9 protein-coding genes and 1 tRNA gene are annotated in these 15,116 nt (G+C 31.2%); 6 read left to right on the forward strand and 4 right to left on the reverse strand.

Going from position 1 to position 15,116, the window contains the following annotated elements; translation table 11 throughout:
- The first annotated feature begins 33 nt into the window (after positions 1-33).
- Both H0I29_RS09450 and H0I29_RS09455 read left to right on the forward strand, forming a co-directional pair.
- The gene (locus H0I29_RS09450; RefSeq protein WP_254712604.1) at positions 34-729 is read left to right on the forward strand and encodes a sensor histidine kinase; all 696 of its coding nucleotides are present in this window, start codon (positions 34-36) and stop codon (positions 727-729) included.
- A complete protein-coding gene (locus H0I29_RS09455) occupies positions 716-1,462 on the forward strand; it encodes a LytTR family DNA-binding domain-containing protein (protein ID WP_218752086.1) in 747 nt (248 codons plus the stop codon). Before H0I29_RS09450 ends, H0I29_RS09455 begins: the two co-directional genes overlap by 14 nt.
- Positions 1,463-1,761: 299 nt before the next feature.
- On the opposite strand, the gene H0I29_RS09460 is transcribed toward H0I29_RS09455, so the two are convergent.
- Positions 1,762-1,941: a hypothetical protein gene (locus H0I29_RS09460; RefSeq protein WP_218752087.1), complete on the reverse strand. Its 180-nt coding sequence runs from the start codon at positions 1,939-1,941 to the stop codon at positions 1,762-1,764.
- Positions 1,942-2,173: 232 nt separating this feature from the next.
- On the opposite strand from H0I29_RS09460, the gene H0I29_RS09465 reads away from it, so the two are divergent.
- The 4 genes from H0I29_RS09465 (at position 2,174) to H0I29_RS09480 (ending at position 4,045) form a co-directional block, all read left to right on the forward strand.
- Positions 2,174-2,965 carry an alpha/beta hydrolase gene (locus H0I29_RS09465; RefSeq protein ID WP_218752088.1) on the forward strand — a complete coding sequence of 264 codons (792 nt, stop codon included), beginning with the start codon at positions 2,174-2,176 and terminating at the stop codon, positions 2,963-2,965.
- Positions 2,966-3,017: 52 nt separating this feature from the next.
- Positions 3,018-3,467 (forward strand): retropepsin-like aspartic protease, encoded by a 450-nt coding sequence (locus H0I29_RS09470; RefSeq protein ID WP_218752089.1) that lies wholly within the window; start codon positions 3,018-3,020, stop codon positions 3,465-3,467.
- A gap of 20 nt (positions 3,468-3,487) precedes the next feature.
- Entirely contained in the window at positions 3,488-3,937 is a 450-nt protein-coding gene (locus H0I29_RS09475; RefSeq protein WP_218752090.1) for a GatB/YqeY domain-containing protein, read from the forward strand.
- A 34-nt stretch (positions 3,938-3,971) separates the two neighbouring features.
- A tRNA-Arg gene (locus tag H0I29_RS09480) sits at positions 3,972-4,045 on the forward strand.
- Positions 4,046-4,112: 67 nt separating this feature from the next.
- Here H0I29_RS09480 and H0I29_RS09485 read toward each other — a convergent pair.
- The 3 genes from H0I29_RS09485 to H0I29_RS09495 all read right to left on the reverse strand — a co-directional run bounded on the left by H0I29_RS09485 (position 4,113) and on the right by H0I29_RS09495 (position 15,090).
- A complete protein-coding gene (locus H0I29_RS09485) occupies positions 4,113-5,072 on the reverse strand; it encodes a T9SS type A sorting domain-containing protein (RefSeq protein ID WP_218752091.1) in 960 nt (319 codons plus the stop codon).
- A gap of 451 nt (positions 5,073-5,523) precedes the next feature.
- Positions 5,524-14,688, reverse strand: coding sequence for a T9SS type A sorting domain-containing protein (locus H0I29_RS09490; protein ID WP_218752092.1), 9,165 nt, complete (start codon positions 14,686-14,688; stop codon positions 5,524-5,526).
- A 180-nt stretch (positions 14,689-14,868) separates the two neighbouring features.
- The gene (locus H0I29_RS09495; protein ID WP_218752093.1) at positions 14,869-15,090 is read right to left on the reverse strand and encodes a hypothetical protein; all 222 of its coding nucleotides are present in this window, start codon (positions 15,088-15,090) and stop codon (positions 14,869-14,871) included.
- Positions 15,091-15,116 lie beyond the last annotated feature (26 nt).

Genomic DNA, 15,116 nt, shown 5'->3' on the forward strand with positions numbered 1-15,116 from the left:
TTTTTTGTGTTTATAAATCGGAAAAACAAATTAGTGCGTGATAATTTTGAAACAACCATACAAAACCAAAAACGCCAACACGATTTAGAATTAAAGGCTTTGCGAAGTCAAATGAATCCACACTTTGTACATAATTCTTTAAATGCTATTCAATATTATATTCAACAGAATGATGTTGAAACATCAGAAAATTATTTAGCAAAATTCTCGAAATTGATGCGTCAGTTTTTTGATTATTCAAGACGGAAAAGTGTTAGTTTAAGTGAAGAAATTAGCTTGCTAGAGAACTACCTTCAAATAGAAAAATTACGTTTCGAAGAAAAAATAGAATATGAAATAAAAGTAGATCCAGAATTAGATATTGAAGAAGAACAGATACCTTCTATGCTTATACAACCGTTGGTGGAAAATGCTATAAACCATGGTTTATTTCACAAAAAAGGGAACGGAAAAGTAACTGTAATATTCAATTTTATAAATGCAAATTGCTTTAAAGTTAGTGTAATAGATAATGGTGTTGGTTTAAAAAAAACGAAAGAACTAAATACTTCTATAAAAAGTCAAAATGCTTCACATTCGTCAGAAGTATTAACTGAGCGAATTCATTTTTTAAATGAAAGTGGTTCTTGGAATGTGTGCCATAAAATGATAGATCGTTCTATAGAAATTGGTAAAACAGGTACAGAAATTGTTTTAGAATTTAATCAAAATTATTATGACAAAAATTAAAACGATACTTATTGATGATGAGCGGAAAGCATTATCTATTTTAAAAAATAAAATTGAAAGATACTGTCCAGACTTAGATATTATTGCAGAAACTCAGAGTCCAGAAAAAGGTTTAGAACTTATAGATAAATTGCAACCTCAACTGGTATTTATAGATATTGCAATGCCTGTAATGAATGGGTTTGATGTTTTAGCAAATGTAAAGAAGCCTAATTTTGAAATTATTTTTGTAACCGCTTTTGACCAATATGCAATAGATGCTATTAATTATAGTGCTATTGGTTACTTATTGAAGCCAGTGGATAATGAAACTTTAATAGCAACCGTAATAAAGGCTTCTAAAAATATTGCTGATAAATCTGCCTTAGAAAAAAACAAATTACTGATAGAAAACTTAGGCATACAAAATTTTCAGAAGAAAAAAATAGTCATTCCATCTGCAGATGGATTAGAGTTTGTAAAAATAGATGCAATTATACATTGCGAAGGTGTAGATGGATATACTAAGATTCATTTTAGTAATCAAAAACCCATTTTAAGCTCACAAAGCATAGGTCATTTTAATAAATTATTACAGCAGCAAGATTTTTACTTAGTCCATAAATCTCATTTGATAAATCTAGAGCATATAAAAAAATATTTAAATGAAGGTTATGTATTATTAAGTGAGAATCATAAAGTGCCTGTCTCTAGAAATAGACGACAAGATTTTTTAAATAATCTAAAAGGTTAGTTTTTAAGTGTTTTTAAAAGGTAGTTAGTTCATTTAATGTTTCGTCAAAGAAGCTTTTATAGAGTAAAACGGCTCTTTATTTTCTTTCTCAATAATTTTAGAGAAATCCATTACATTTGTTATGTAGTCTAATGGCATAATAACTCAATGACTTTGTATGACAAGTACTGTTTTGCTGAACTTGTTTCTGTATTTGTCATCAACATAAAATTTAGTATTGAAACCGATTCATTTCTGAATCGGTTTTTTATACAGATAAATTTTGCTCTCTTAATAAAAAGGAAAATTTATGTTAAGTTTTATTCTTTAATTTCAATATCAACATTTCCGTCTCCATCAGTTTTTACACTTCCTTGTGGAGTTTCAATATTTACATTATTTTCAGTTTTAACTTCCGTCTTTTTTTCTGATTTTTTATCTTCTCTACAAGCGGTAAATGATATTGATAAACATACAAGTACAAATAATAATTTCTTCATTTTTTTATGTTTTTAATTCATAGTAAAATAAAGATAATTTTTTTCATTATTGAAAAAAAAGGACGAATTATTTTTTAAGTGCTCTTTTTTAGCTTTAGCTATTTTAAAGTGTTGTGGCTAATTTGTTTACTTTATTTAAGTAAGTTCAACAACTACAAACCCCTATTTTTTAGCATTATAATTTGTATTTAAAATCTTTAAAAATGATTAATTTCGTTGTTCAAATTTTTAAATGATTTACTTAGTATATTCTTTACTACTAATAATAGGGATTGTTTTTATTGGACTTTATTTATTTCAAGAGGAATTTATTTTTTTGAATGGTGATAAAGTAGATAAAAATTATCAATATAACTTTACAAACAAGTTTGAAGAAGTCTTTGTAAAAACTGATGGAGATAATGTAGTTAATGCACTTCACTTTCAATTACCAAATCCAAAAGGAGTTGTTTTATTTTGTCATGGAAATAAAGGGAATTTAACTAAGTGGGGAGATAGAGTTGCTTACTTTTTAGACTATAATTATGAAGTCTTTGTTTTCGATTATAGGAATTACGGAAAAAGTACGGGTATATATAATGAAGTAGCCATGTACAATGATGGTTTGGTTGTTTATAATCACCTAAAAAATAATTTCAAAGAAGAGAATATTGTGGTTTATGGGTTTTCTTTAGGCGGAACTTTTGCCATCAAAATAGCTTCTCTTAATAGCCCAAAAGAATTAATTATAGAAGCTCCTTTTTACAAATTTAAAAAAGCAGCGATTTATAAGTTTAAGTTTGTTCCAACCTTTTTGTTAAAATACCAATTTAGATCTGATAAAGACATTTCTAAAGTAAGATGTCCTATTACATTGTTTCATGGTAATAAAGACACTACCACTTCTTATAAGCAATCTAAAAGGTTGTTAGCACTAAATTCATCAACTAAAAATAAGTATATAGAGATTGATGGAGGAACACATCATAATATTAGAGAATTTGCCATTTATAAAGAGAATTTAAAAGAAATCTTAGAGCGATAGTACTTCTTAAAATTTATAAATCGTATTTTTGATCACTTCAAAGAATAATAAAATGAGTAGTATTAAGAAAATTTTAAAGAAGAAGAAGTTCGTCAAAATAAAGCTAAAGAAAATTGCGACCAATCACTTGGAGTTAAAAGCAACAATCAATGGTGTAAAAGGGCGATTTATTCTAGATACAGGTGCTTCTAACTCTTGTGTAGGATTAGATATGATTACTCATTTTAATTTGGAAACTCAAGAAAGTGAAACCAAAGCAGCTGGGGCAGGAGCAACCGATATGGAAACGTTGCAATCTGATAATAATTCTTTAAAAATAGGAAGCTGGAAAACAAATAAATGTCATTTAGTGTTGTTTAATTTATCTCATGTTAATACAGCTTTAACGCAGCACAAAGCAAAAGAAGTACATGGAATTATTGGTGCAGATGTGTTACAAAAGGGTAAAGCATTTATAGATTATCATAAAAAAGTTTTATACTTAAAGAAAACAAAAAAATAATTAATTTAAAATAAAATACAATGAGTTTGCAAAAACAAGTAATGGATAAAATGAAAGAAGCAATGAAAGCAAAAGATACGGTTGCTTTACAAGCTTTAAGAGCGGTTAAATCTGCCTTTTTATTAGCGAAAACGGAAACAGGTGTTCAAGCAGAAATTACAGAAGAGCAAGAAATTAAAATTATTCAGAAGCAAGTTAAACAAAGAAGAGACAGTGCAGCTATCTTTATAGAACAAGGTAGACAAGATTTAGCTGATCCAGAATTAGCTGAATTAGCTGTTTTAGAACAGTTTTTGCCAGAAGCCTTATCCGAAGAAGAAATTAAAAGTGTGGTTGTTGCTACGATTAGCAAAGTAGGAGCATCCGGAATGAAAGATATGGGGAAAGTTATGGGAATTGTTTCTGCTGAATTAGCAGGTAAAGCAGATGGTAAAACCATTTCTACTTTAGTAAAAAAGAATTTAATGTAAAAAATATTTTTGTTCTCTTTATAGAAAACAAAATGGCTGCGTAGTTCAACTGGATAGAATATCAGATTTCGGCTCTGAGGGTTGGGGGTTCGAATCCCTTCGCAGTCACAAAAAAAAGGCTAAGAATTACATTTTGTAATTCTTAGCCTTTTTTAGTTAATTTAGATTAATCTAATTATTCAATAACTACTTTTTTGCTTATTGTACCTTTGTTGCTATACATTTTTACAATGTATAGTCCGGTTGGTATTTGATTTTTTATGGCTAACTTATAGCTGTTTTTCTGTTCTGTAATGTTCCATAAGCTTGTTTTTTTACCGAGTATATTAAAAAGTTCTATTTTCTGTATTGTTATTTCTTCATTTTTAGAAATTACAATATTTTTATTTTGATTATCAGCATAAATACTAGTTTCTGTAATTAGTGTATTGTTTTCTAGTTTAAGTGTGTTTGAGGTAGATTCTTTAAAAGCTAAAACAAAACGATTAGAACAGACACCTTTATCTAAGGTTAAATTGATTTTTCCATCTTTTATGTTGTATGAATCTCCTGTAAGTTTATCCTTTATGTAAATTTCTCTAGAAATATTTTGAATTTTATCTACCATTAAATCTACTTGTCCAGAATACCCCATTGTAATTTCTAAAGGAACTTCTAAATCATCAGATATTTCTTGCACACCAGTAATTACATATTTTCTATGATCATCCTTAAATTTCCAATAGATGTCAGTTTCATTGTCGATAAATGACTCAGAATCGTAACCTTTTTCATAGTCAAATGAATTTGTTGCCTGAAAAGAGATTGCTATTTGATGATGTAACCTTAAGTTTTCTGTATTTGTATATTCAAACCCTAATTTAATGATTGGTAATAATTCAGTTTTGTTACTTCTTTGATCTTCAAAAGTTTTATTATAAGAAGCTTCTTTAGGTATTGGGTTTTTACATAATTCTGATGATGACCCTCTATTTGGAATTATATTGGCAAAAGTTTTAATATTTAAGAAAACGGATAGAAATACTATTAAATAGATAATTCCTTTAGTATAAGTTTTCTTTTCTTTAAGGTGTTGGTTTTTAGAAAAATTGAAGTTTTTTAAAAATAATTTCTGAGTGTTTTTTGTGTTATTCATTTTTTGGGGGATTATATTAAATAAACATTGTGTTAAATAGAATTACTGGGTATAGGCAAAAGTTTTAGTGTTAAAGAAATGGATAGAAGTAAACACTATAAAAAAAGACAAGTTCTTTTTAATGGTGTTTTTTAGAAAAGTAGAATATTTAAAAAAATATTTTCTTGGTATTTTAGTGTTATTCATTTTTTGGGGGATTATATTAAATAAATACTGTTTTAAAAGTAACTAAATAATATTGGGTTTGCTAATTTTTTTCATATAAATGATTAAATAATTGTTAATTACTGTATTATTATCTAATAAAACAAGGTTTTTGTTGAGGATTCAGTTGTTTTTTAGGTGGTTGTCACGATACTTCTTAATTATTATACTTATAAAAAAAGAATAAAAAAAAAGCTGAATAATGATTTCATTATTCAGCTTTAATTGATATAGTTATTTTTAGTGTTTATTCAATAATAACCTTTTTGTTTGTTTCACCTTTACTAGTATTCATTTTTACAATGTAAATACCCGTTGGTATTTGTTTTTTGATATCTAATTGATACGTATCTTTTTGTTCTTTAATGTTCCAAACACTCACTTTCTTACCAAGAATATCAAACAACTCAACTTTATTAATTTCGACTTCATTACTAATAGAAATAGCAATTTGCTTGTTTTCATTGTCTGCATAAATATTAGTGTTTGAAGCTAAAATTTCATCTTCTACATTTAAAGCAGTATTCGGAGAAAATGCAAGTACAAAACGATCTGTATAAACTCCTTTTTCTAAAGTTAAAGTTATTTTTTCGTTTTTAACATCATAAGAAGTTCCTGTAAGTTTATCTGTAATATAGATGTCTCTAGAAACATTTTGAATTTCATCTACCATTAAGTTTACTTGACCAGAATAATCCATTACTAATTCTAAAGGTACTTCTAATTCATTAGATATTCCTTGTACACCTGCAATTACATAGTTACTATCATCATTAGGGAATTTCCAGTAGATGTCTGTATTACCAACTTGATATACATGAGAATCATAACCTTTATCAAAATCAAATGAGTTTGTTCCTTGAAAAGAAACTGCTATTTGATGGTGCAGTAATGTTTCATCTGTGTTCTTATATTCAAAACCTAGTTTAATAATTGGTAACAAGTTAGTTGTGCTTGCTGTTTTGCTGCTTTTTTTGCTTGTTTTAAAGAATACAGATTGGTCTCCTTCTGTAACATAGGCTCTTTGGCTATTATTAAAGTTTACTGCTTGTGGTGTTGCTATTACCGCATCTCCTTCAATAAAGAATCCTTGACCCATTGCTATATAAGCTTTCGGCTCTTTGTATGTTTGATCACCTAAACCAGAAGTTCCGTTGTCATCATTAATACTAAGATCTTCTATTTTATCTGCTGCTACTCCTGTAACGAAGTTTATTGTTGCATATCCACCAATGTAACCACCAAATACATGCCCAGCAATTCCATCTCCTTCTCCTAGAACGCTTTCATGATGTTCCCAGAAATATAGTGTTCCAGTAGTATTAGCTAAATTATCTTTTATAAATTTCTTAGTATTTATAGCTGAAGGGTAAGGGTTACCAATTAAATAACTTTCTCCTCCAGCTATTTTAGAATCTGTGTTAAAATCACCGTCATTAGGTGTACCTGAAAAAGTATAATTTTGTTCTCTTCCTGGTCCTTTAAAAATATAACCTTCACCTCTGTTTATGGTACCACTTTTATATTTATGTACCCAATTAGATCTACCATCAGATCCAGGAGCATAGGTGTATATCCAATAATCTGCTAATGAAATACCAGTAGTTGTAAAAGAACCATCATACCCAGAAACAAAATTAATATCTTTTGGGTTCGTTAGGTCTGTACCATCTTTTAATACATCTTCTACTTTATAAGTAGTACCTGATGAATTTACAGGAGAACTCATATAACCATATCTGTATAAACTTGGTATTTCTGAGTTTTGATCTACTAATAGATTTCCTATAACACCAGTAACAGTACTTGTAATTGTGCTATTACCAGTATGCGTTTGTACTAATTGTGCTAACGTACCTGCTAAACGAATATCACCATCTAAAGTAATGTCATTAGTAACTACTAATAGTTGATCTGTTACGGTTAACTTTACAGTCGGGTTTACTTTCAACTTTCTAGCACTTAATCTATTCTCGGTATGTTCGAAATTTTGATCAATTACTACAGAACGAGATCTATCTGGATAACCATTTGTATACACATTATTATCAGCTGTTGAAGTAGTAATGTCCACTCTATGTAAACCTAATAAAGTATTCGCTTCTTTGTCTGATGTTATTATTTCAGAGATTAAAGGATCTTGAGGATGTCTTTTAGTTCCTGTAACGTCTTTTTCTCCTACTATTTCGTATATAGAAATTGCATCGTCTATAAATACAACCCATTCTTCTGTATTATAATCTTTGTTTGTTGTTAAACTTTCGTCTATTCTAACAACAGAAGTATTGTTGGTAACATTAGAAACAACATCATATCTATGATCCCATGCATAAACTCCATTAGATGCAGATAATATAATGATATCGTTAAAAGTATCATCTAAATCAGTTAATGCATCATTATCTACAATTGTTCTACCTGTTACCGATTCAGGTTCTGGAGTAAATGTATTATTCGAGTTTCTAAATAATACTGATTTCCCAGCAAGTAAAGGTGTTGTTAAAATGTAAGATGCATCAGGATCAATATTTGTTTGATCTCCCGTTTTATCTTTAAATAAATGAATTTTCACACTATTTGGAAGTATAGTAGAAGTACCTATGTTGGTAATTTCTATCCATTTTTCAGATCCAAGATGATATACTTGAGTTATCATAACATTAGCAGCTTCTGGAATATCTCTATAATCTAAATTTCCACCAGTATTAACATCATTGTCTTCATCACCAAATGCATCTTCTAAAGAAGTGTCTGAGGTACCTGTGTTGGTTACTTTATTACCATCACCTAACCCATCATTTACTGTAGATCCTGCAATAGCAGAGTCATCATTATCGTCAAATGCATTATCTAAACCATCATTATCATCATCATTACCTGAAGCAACATCCAATGGGTGTCCGTTTTCTGCAATATCAGGAATATTATCGTTGTCTGAATCTAAATCTAAATAGTCAGGATTATCTGTACCATCTGTATTTTCAGGAACAAAACCAACTCCACTTATTTCATAAGAATCATCTACACCATTATTGTTTGCATCTGTAATACCTGTAGCAACACCACTTGGGGCAATATAACCACTTGTAGTTTGTGCTTCAATATTATCTGGAATACCATCATTGTCTGCATCTATATCTAAAAAGTTAGGTATGCTGTCATTATCTTCATCACCTTTTGTGTATGTATTTGGTTTTCCATTTCCGTCTGTATCTTCACCTGTTATTACTAAAGGAGTATTTACATCTATAGATCCATCAACAGCATCATCAAAACCATTATTGTTTGTATCTGTTGTAAGTGTCCCATCAGCATTAATAGTATCTACTTTACCATCTCTATTAGCATCAGTTCCTCCCGCTTCAATAATATCTACAATACCATCGTTGTCAGAGTCTAAATCTATGCTATTTGGTATGCCATCTCCATCTGTATCTAAGTTTTCTAAATTATTACCTCCAGTAATATCAGTATCATAACGATCATCTAAACCATTATTGTTCGCATCGTTTATAAGAGTATTATCAGCATTAATATCATCTACTAGTCCGTTTCCATCAGTATCTTCTCCGCCAGCTTCAATTAAGTCTGGTATACCGTCATTATCTGAATCTAAATCTAAAGAATTAGGTATTCCGTCATTATCTGTGTCTTCGCAATTATTTGAGAAAATGCTTACTAAATCTAGAGCAGCTCCAATTCCTATAGAACCTGGTACAGGAGGAGATGCTTGAAACTCTAATGATGTTTCTGTTGTAGTAGCTACAAATACTGTAGTAAAACGATACCATTTTTTAGGCCCCACAACTCCGTTTACAGCACCTTCAGCTATTGCAGTTAATGTTTTATCTAGAATATTAGAACTAGAGGCGTCTTTTACTTTTACATTTAAAGTAACATCTTGACCGGTTTCATGACCAATATCTTCTCCCCAATAAAAAGAAAGTGTATATGTATTACCTGGTACTGTAGAAATAGTTTGTGAAAGAATATTACTTACACCTCCATCACTTTTATCGTTATTACCAAGAACATCTACATATTGGTTTCCGCTATAAGCTGCTGCAAAATTACTAGTTATCCAACTTGGAGATTGTCCTCCAACCCATCCGTCTAGGTTCTGGCTATAATTCCAACCTGTTAACGTGTTTGTATTTAAAGTTTTTCCTATAAATGTACCGTAGGGTCCTGTTCCTCCATTAGGAAATTCAGTTGTACTTGAAAAATCTTGAAGTTCAAAATCTCCGTTTATAATTAAGTTACCACAACCTTCATCAGTATCTAAAATACCATCGTTATCATCATCTAAATCATAAAAATCAGGAACACCGTCATTATCAGTATCTTTAATGTCTCTATAGTCTAGATCTCCATTTCCAGGGAAGTCATTATCTTCATCTCCAAAAGCAGTATCTAAATCACTTGAAGTAGTTACTTCTTTAAGTGTACTAGAACCATCATTTACAATAGTCCTTGAGTTTTCAGCATCATTATTGTCATCAAAAATATCATTTAATCCATCACCATCTTCATCTGCATTGATGTCTATAATTACATTATTTGCAGTGTCTCCGTTTTCTGAAATATCAGGAATACCATCATTGTCTGAATCTAAATCTAAATAATCTTGATTATCTTTATTGTCTGTGTTTACTGGGATAAGACCAATACCACTAACTTCGTAATTATCATCTACACCATTTTTATTAGCGTCTAACATTGCTCCGTTAGGGTTGCTAGGTGCTATATAACCACTAGTTGTTTGTGCTTCTATATTATCTGGTATACCATCATTATCTGCATCGATATCTATATGATTTAATTTACCATCACCATCGTAATCTTTACTTGGATACGAGTTTGGTTTACCATCTGCATTTGTGTCTATACCTGTAATAATTAAGACATTATTTATATTTTCTGATGTACCATCTTGACCAACATCTCCATCAATTAGGTCGTTAAAACCATCGTTATCTGTGTCTACAAAACTATCAGCAATACCGTCTCTATTAGTATCTAAACCACCAGCTTCTATAACATCTGTTATTCCATCGTTGTCTGAATCTAAATCTTTTGTATCTGGAATGCCATCATTGTCTGAATCTGGGTATGTAATTACATTGGTATTTGTACCGCTATTAACATCATAAAGATCATCTAAACCATCTCTGTCTAAGTCATTTAAAAGTTGGCTTGTTGTTGGATCTATATCATCTACTTTACCGTCACCATTAGTATCTACACCACCAGCTTCTACAATATCAGGAATACCATCATTATCTGAGTCTAAATCTAAATGATCAGGAATTCCGTCGCTATCTGTGTCAATAGATTCTCCGTTTCTACCTATAGTATTACCATCTAAACCTGTTTTAATAAGAGCAATACCGTCTGTACCGTCTGTACCTGGTCCGTCTGAAGCATTTTCATCATAAATATCTGCTAAACCATCTTTGTCTGTATCTAAATTTGTGTCTACATGTCCGTCTCCATTTGCGTCAATACCACCAGCTTCTATGATATCTGGAATACCGTCGTTGTCTGCATCTAAGTCTAAATGATCAGGAATTCCGTCGCTATCTGTATCAATAGAATTACCATCTCCACCTATCATTTTACCTGTTTCATTTGTTTCAACAAGTGCTTTACCATTTGTACCATCTAATCTTGGTCCATCAGAAGTATTTTCATCATAAATATCTGCAAGACCATCTTTGTCTGCATCTAAATTATTGTCTATACGTCCGTCTCCATTAGTATCTGTACCGCCAGCTTCCATTAAATCTGTAATACCATCGTTATCTGCATCTAAGTCTAAATAATCAGGGATTCCGTCACTATCAGTATCAATAGATTCTCCATCACCACCTATCATGTTACCTGCTGCATCGGTTTTAACAAGAGCAGTACCATCTGTACCAGAATCACCAGGTCCGTTAGAAGCATTTTCATCGTAAATATCTGCTAAACCATCTTGATCTATATCAGTTGCATCATCTACACGACCATCACCGTTAGTATCTATACCACCTGCTTCTACAAGGTCTGGGATACCATCATTATCTGAATCTAAATCTAAGTAATCTTTAATACCATCTCCATCTGAATCTGGATTGGCAATAGGTGTACCTGCAACCCAATTTGGAGTACCTCCAGCAGTGTCTGTATCATCATACATATCTGCTAAACCGTCTCCGTCTAAATCTACCATACTTGTAGGGTCTCCTGCAGTTGGGTAGTCTATTAATCCATCACCGTTAGTATCTATACCACCTGCTTCTACGATATCTGGAATACCATCATTATCTGAATCTAAGTCTAAGTAATCTGGAATACCATCTCCATCCGTATCTGTAAGTGGACAAAAATTCATTGAGGTTATTGCAGAAGTTACATTACTATTTTGACTATTTTGATAAGTTTGATCTTTACCTGTTCTTATTGTAATCGTATCTACTAAACCATCTACTGAAAAAGTGAAAGTATTTTCTGTAACTGCTGTTCCTCCACCAGTTTGACGACCTACAATTTGGTTTGATTTTACAAATTGCCAACCATTACTATTGTTAAAATTGGTTGGATTAAAATTACTGAAATTAGAATTATCTACAGTTATAGGTGAACCATTATAAGAAGCATTCATCTCATAATAATCATGATTATTTAAGCCTGCTACATCAAAAGATAACCCAGAAACTGGTTTAGGAAACGTTATTGTTATCGTTGCATAATTTCCGGTTGATATACTTGCTGTTTGAATAGGTTGAAAATATATGTGTTCACCAATAGCGTTATTTGTGTTTATTTGAATACCGTTATTACTAAATTCTGCTTGACCATTAAAATCAACATCTACATCAAAAGCTCCGTTTGAAAGACCTAGTAATGGAAGTTGTGATTCTAAATTTGTGCCTGTAGCATAAGGAGTTAATGCAATTTCATTTATACCAGATACAGAACCTTCAAAACAATTTGCAGAATCGCTGTATTCTACTGAATTAGGAATACCATCATTATCTGAATCTAAATCTAAGTAATCTGGAACACCATCTCCATCTGTATCTAAACAAGTAGCGCTATCAGAACTATCTGTTACAGCAGAAGTTGTACCTGTATAACCATCGCTATCAAGAACTGTACCTGAGGTAGAAATACCTGTACCATCTATTTCACCATCATTATCTGCGTCTGTAAAACCAGCTTCTTTAACATCAGAACATCCATCTCCGTCTGAATCTTTATTTATATAATCTGGTGTACCAGGAGTTGTTTCTATTGGTGTTAAAGCAGTGCCAGAACAATCTGTAGAACTAGAGCTATATTCTGCTCCATAAATAAGAACACCAAGATTATATGCATTTATTAAAATATAATTGGTTGAAGCATTTGTAGTATAAGTATAAGTTGCAGAAGTAGTTCCTACTACAGAAATGTTTACATAGTTACTTAACCCTGTACCATTTGCATTATCTGCTTGTCTTAAGCCAATGACCTGGTCGTAACTATTTATCGCTGCATGTATTGTTATTATTGTATTCGCAGGTAAAGTTTTTCCAAAATTTAAAACTAAGAAAGCGTTTTGTGTTGATTCTGCATATGAATTACTTGGTACTCCAATTGCATTTGCTTCATTGTTAAAGTATGGATTTGAAGTGCCTATACTAACTGCATTTAAAGCGTATGATGATATAGATGTACAGTTACCATCATAAATATCTACTAAACCATCATTATCTGAGTCACTTAAATCATCTGCAATTCCGTTGTTATCTGCATCCGTTTCACCTGCTTCTACAAGATCATAAATACCATCATTATCAGAATCTAAGTCTAAGAAATTTGGAAGATCATCTGAATCTGAATTAATAGGACTTAACCCTGATCCTGCTGAACTTGGTATTCCTTCTTCATTTACATCTCCATCTGCTTTACCATCTTTGTTGTTATCCGTTCCACCAGCTTCTATAACATCAGTTATACCATCGTTATCAGAATCTAAGTCTAAATGGTTAGGAATTCCGTCTTCGTCAAAATCATAAACATCAGGTATACCGTCATTATTTGTGTCTGTATAGTCTGTAGTACCACCTGGTCCACCATTTCCATTGTCTTCATTATCTTGGTAATTAAATATACCATCGTTGTCTTTATCTCCATAAGGATCATTTCCACCACTTTCTACAGTATCTAAAATACCATCATTATCAGCATCTAAATCTAAATAATCTGGTACTCCATCACCATCAGAATCACGTCTAACAGTAATTGTTACTGTTGCGGTGTCACAAGTTGTAGTATTTGGTGCAGGTAAACATACTTGGTATTCAAAAGTGTCTACTCCAACAAAATTTTCATTTGGTGTATATTTATAAGTACCGTCTGCATTAAATTCTAAAGTACCATTACTTGGGCCTGAACCAATATTACTGTAAGTTGAACCATCTGGTACTTGATTGTTAGTTGTAACGTCACCGTTTAAAAAAGCTTGGTTCCAAATAATTTCTTCTTGAGAGTCGGTAGCATAAGATTGTACGATAAAAAATTTACCATCACCATGATCACTAGAAGCTGCAGTCATTTGAACTCTAGTAATTTTAGAACCAGTAGGCGCTATTTCATTTAAATAAAACAATGCAATACCTAAGGTTCCGTTATTATCTAAAACACGATCTGTTAACCAATAATCAGAATTACTGCCTGGAGCAGTAATAGCACCTGAGGTACCTAAATTTGTACTACCACTACCTGTACCACCATATCCCCATTTAGCTCCATTATTTGTAACAACAAAAGTTTCTCCTAAAGATTGTTCTGTACCGCCAGATGCAGGTGTACCAAAAACCTCTATATGAAAACAGTTATTACCATTTCTTTCTGTAATAGCTACAATTGCTCCTTGATTTGAAGGGATTGCAGGGCTATATAATAATGATTGTCTTTGTGCTCCGGTAGTTTCTTCAGCGTTAAAATTATTACAAATTGCTGCCCCATTGCCGTATGCGGTAAAATAATGGTTTAAGTTTTTATCTTGAAAAGCAGCCAATGCTTTTATGTTCCAAGCTGAACTTCCATAATCACCATTGAAAGGATTTGGAGTTGCTCCACTACCTGTTATAGTTACATTACCATTTTCTCTAATGGAATTTTGGTTCTGACCAGCTGTACCTAATTTAGTTAATTGATAACCAGAAGGAACTGCGAATAGATTGTACTCTGCACCATCTATAGAAATACTTTCTAAATTTATTGGATCTGTTGTTGAAGTTTGATCACTTGCCCATTTAAAAGTTGCACCTGTTTTAATACTCGATGCATTTGAAGGTGCTATTTGTGCTTGAATATTAGTGGTAAAAAAGAAAAGGAAATTACATATAATTAATCCTTTTACAAATAAGTATTTGTTTTTCATATATTTTACTTTGATAAGTATGAATTTTAAATTTGCAGCACATTTTATTGCAGACTGCTATATTTAGCCACACAAGAAATTTAAAAGTGGGAACAATTACTCTTTACAAGAACCCACAATAGGTTTTGTTTAAAGGTAAAAGTCACTTTTATCTCTAAAGGTTAAAAATGAATTAATGTTTTATACAGAGGATATGTTTTTTATAGCGAATTCTTGTCCAATTGCTATCTCATGCTCTATAGCATGGATTGGTCTATTTAAAAGATTGAAAATAGAAAAGATTGGAAATAAAAAGAAAGAAATCTTTTTATACTTTAAAAGCAGTACTTTTTTTGAAGGGTTGTCTAATCTAAAACGAGCTATTTCCCCAAATAGTTTCGTTTCTTTTAGATATTTAATCATTAAGAAAATTTTTTAAAAGCGCTAAA

The organism is Polaribacter sp. R2A056_3_33 (assembly GCF_019278485.1).
Lineage (GTDB): Bacteria > Bacteroidota > Bacteroidia > Flavobacteriales > Flavobacteriaceae > Polaribacter.

Coding starts and splice junctions, on each gene's coding strand:
- H0I29_RS09455 (WP_218752086.1), top strand. CDS start 716: ATGACAAAAATTAAAACGATACTTATTGATGATGAGCGGAAAGCATTA.
- H0I29_RS09495 (WP_218752093.1), bottom strand. CDS start 15,090: ATGATTAAATATCTAAAAGAAACGAAACTATTTGGGGAAATAGCTCGT.
- H0I29_RS09465 (WP_218752088.1), top strand. CDS start 2,174: ATGATTTACTTAGTATATTCTTTACTACTAATAATAGGGATTGTTTTT.
- H0I29_RS09490 (WP_218752092.1), bottom strand. CDS start 14,688: ATGAAAAACAAATACTTATTTGTAAAAGGATTAATTATATGTAATTTC.
- H0I29_RS09485 (WP_218752091.1), bottom strand. CDS start 5,072: ATGAATAACACAAAAAACACTCAGAAATTATTTTTAAAAAACTTCAAT.
- H0I29_RS09470 (WP_218752089.1), top strand. CDS start 3,018: ATGAGTAGTATTAAGAAAATTTTAAAGAAGAAGAAGTTCGTCAAAATA.
- H0I29_RS09460 (WP_218752087.1), bottom strand. CDS start 1,941: ATGAAGAAATTATTATTTGTACTTGTATGTTTATCAATATCATTTACC.
- H0I29_RS09475 (WP_218752090.1), top strand. CDS start 3,488: ATGAGTTTGCAAAAACAAGTAATGGATAAAATGAAAGAAGCAATGAAA.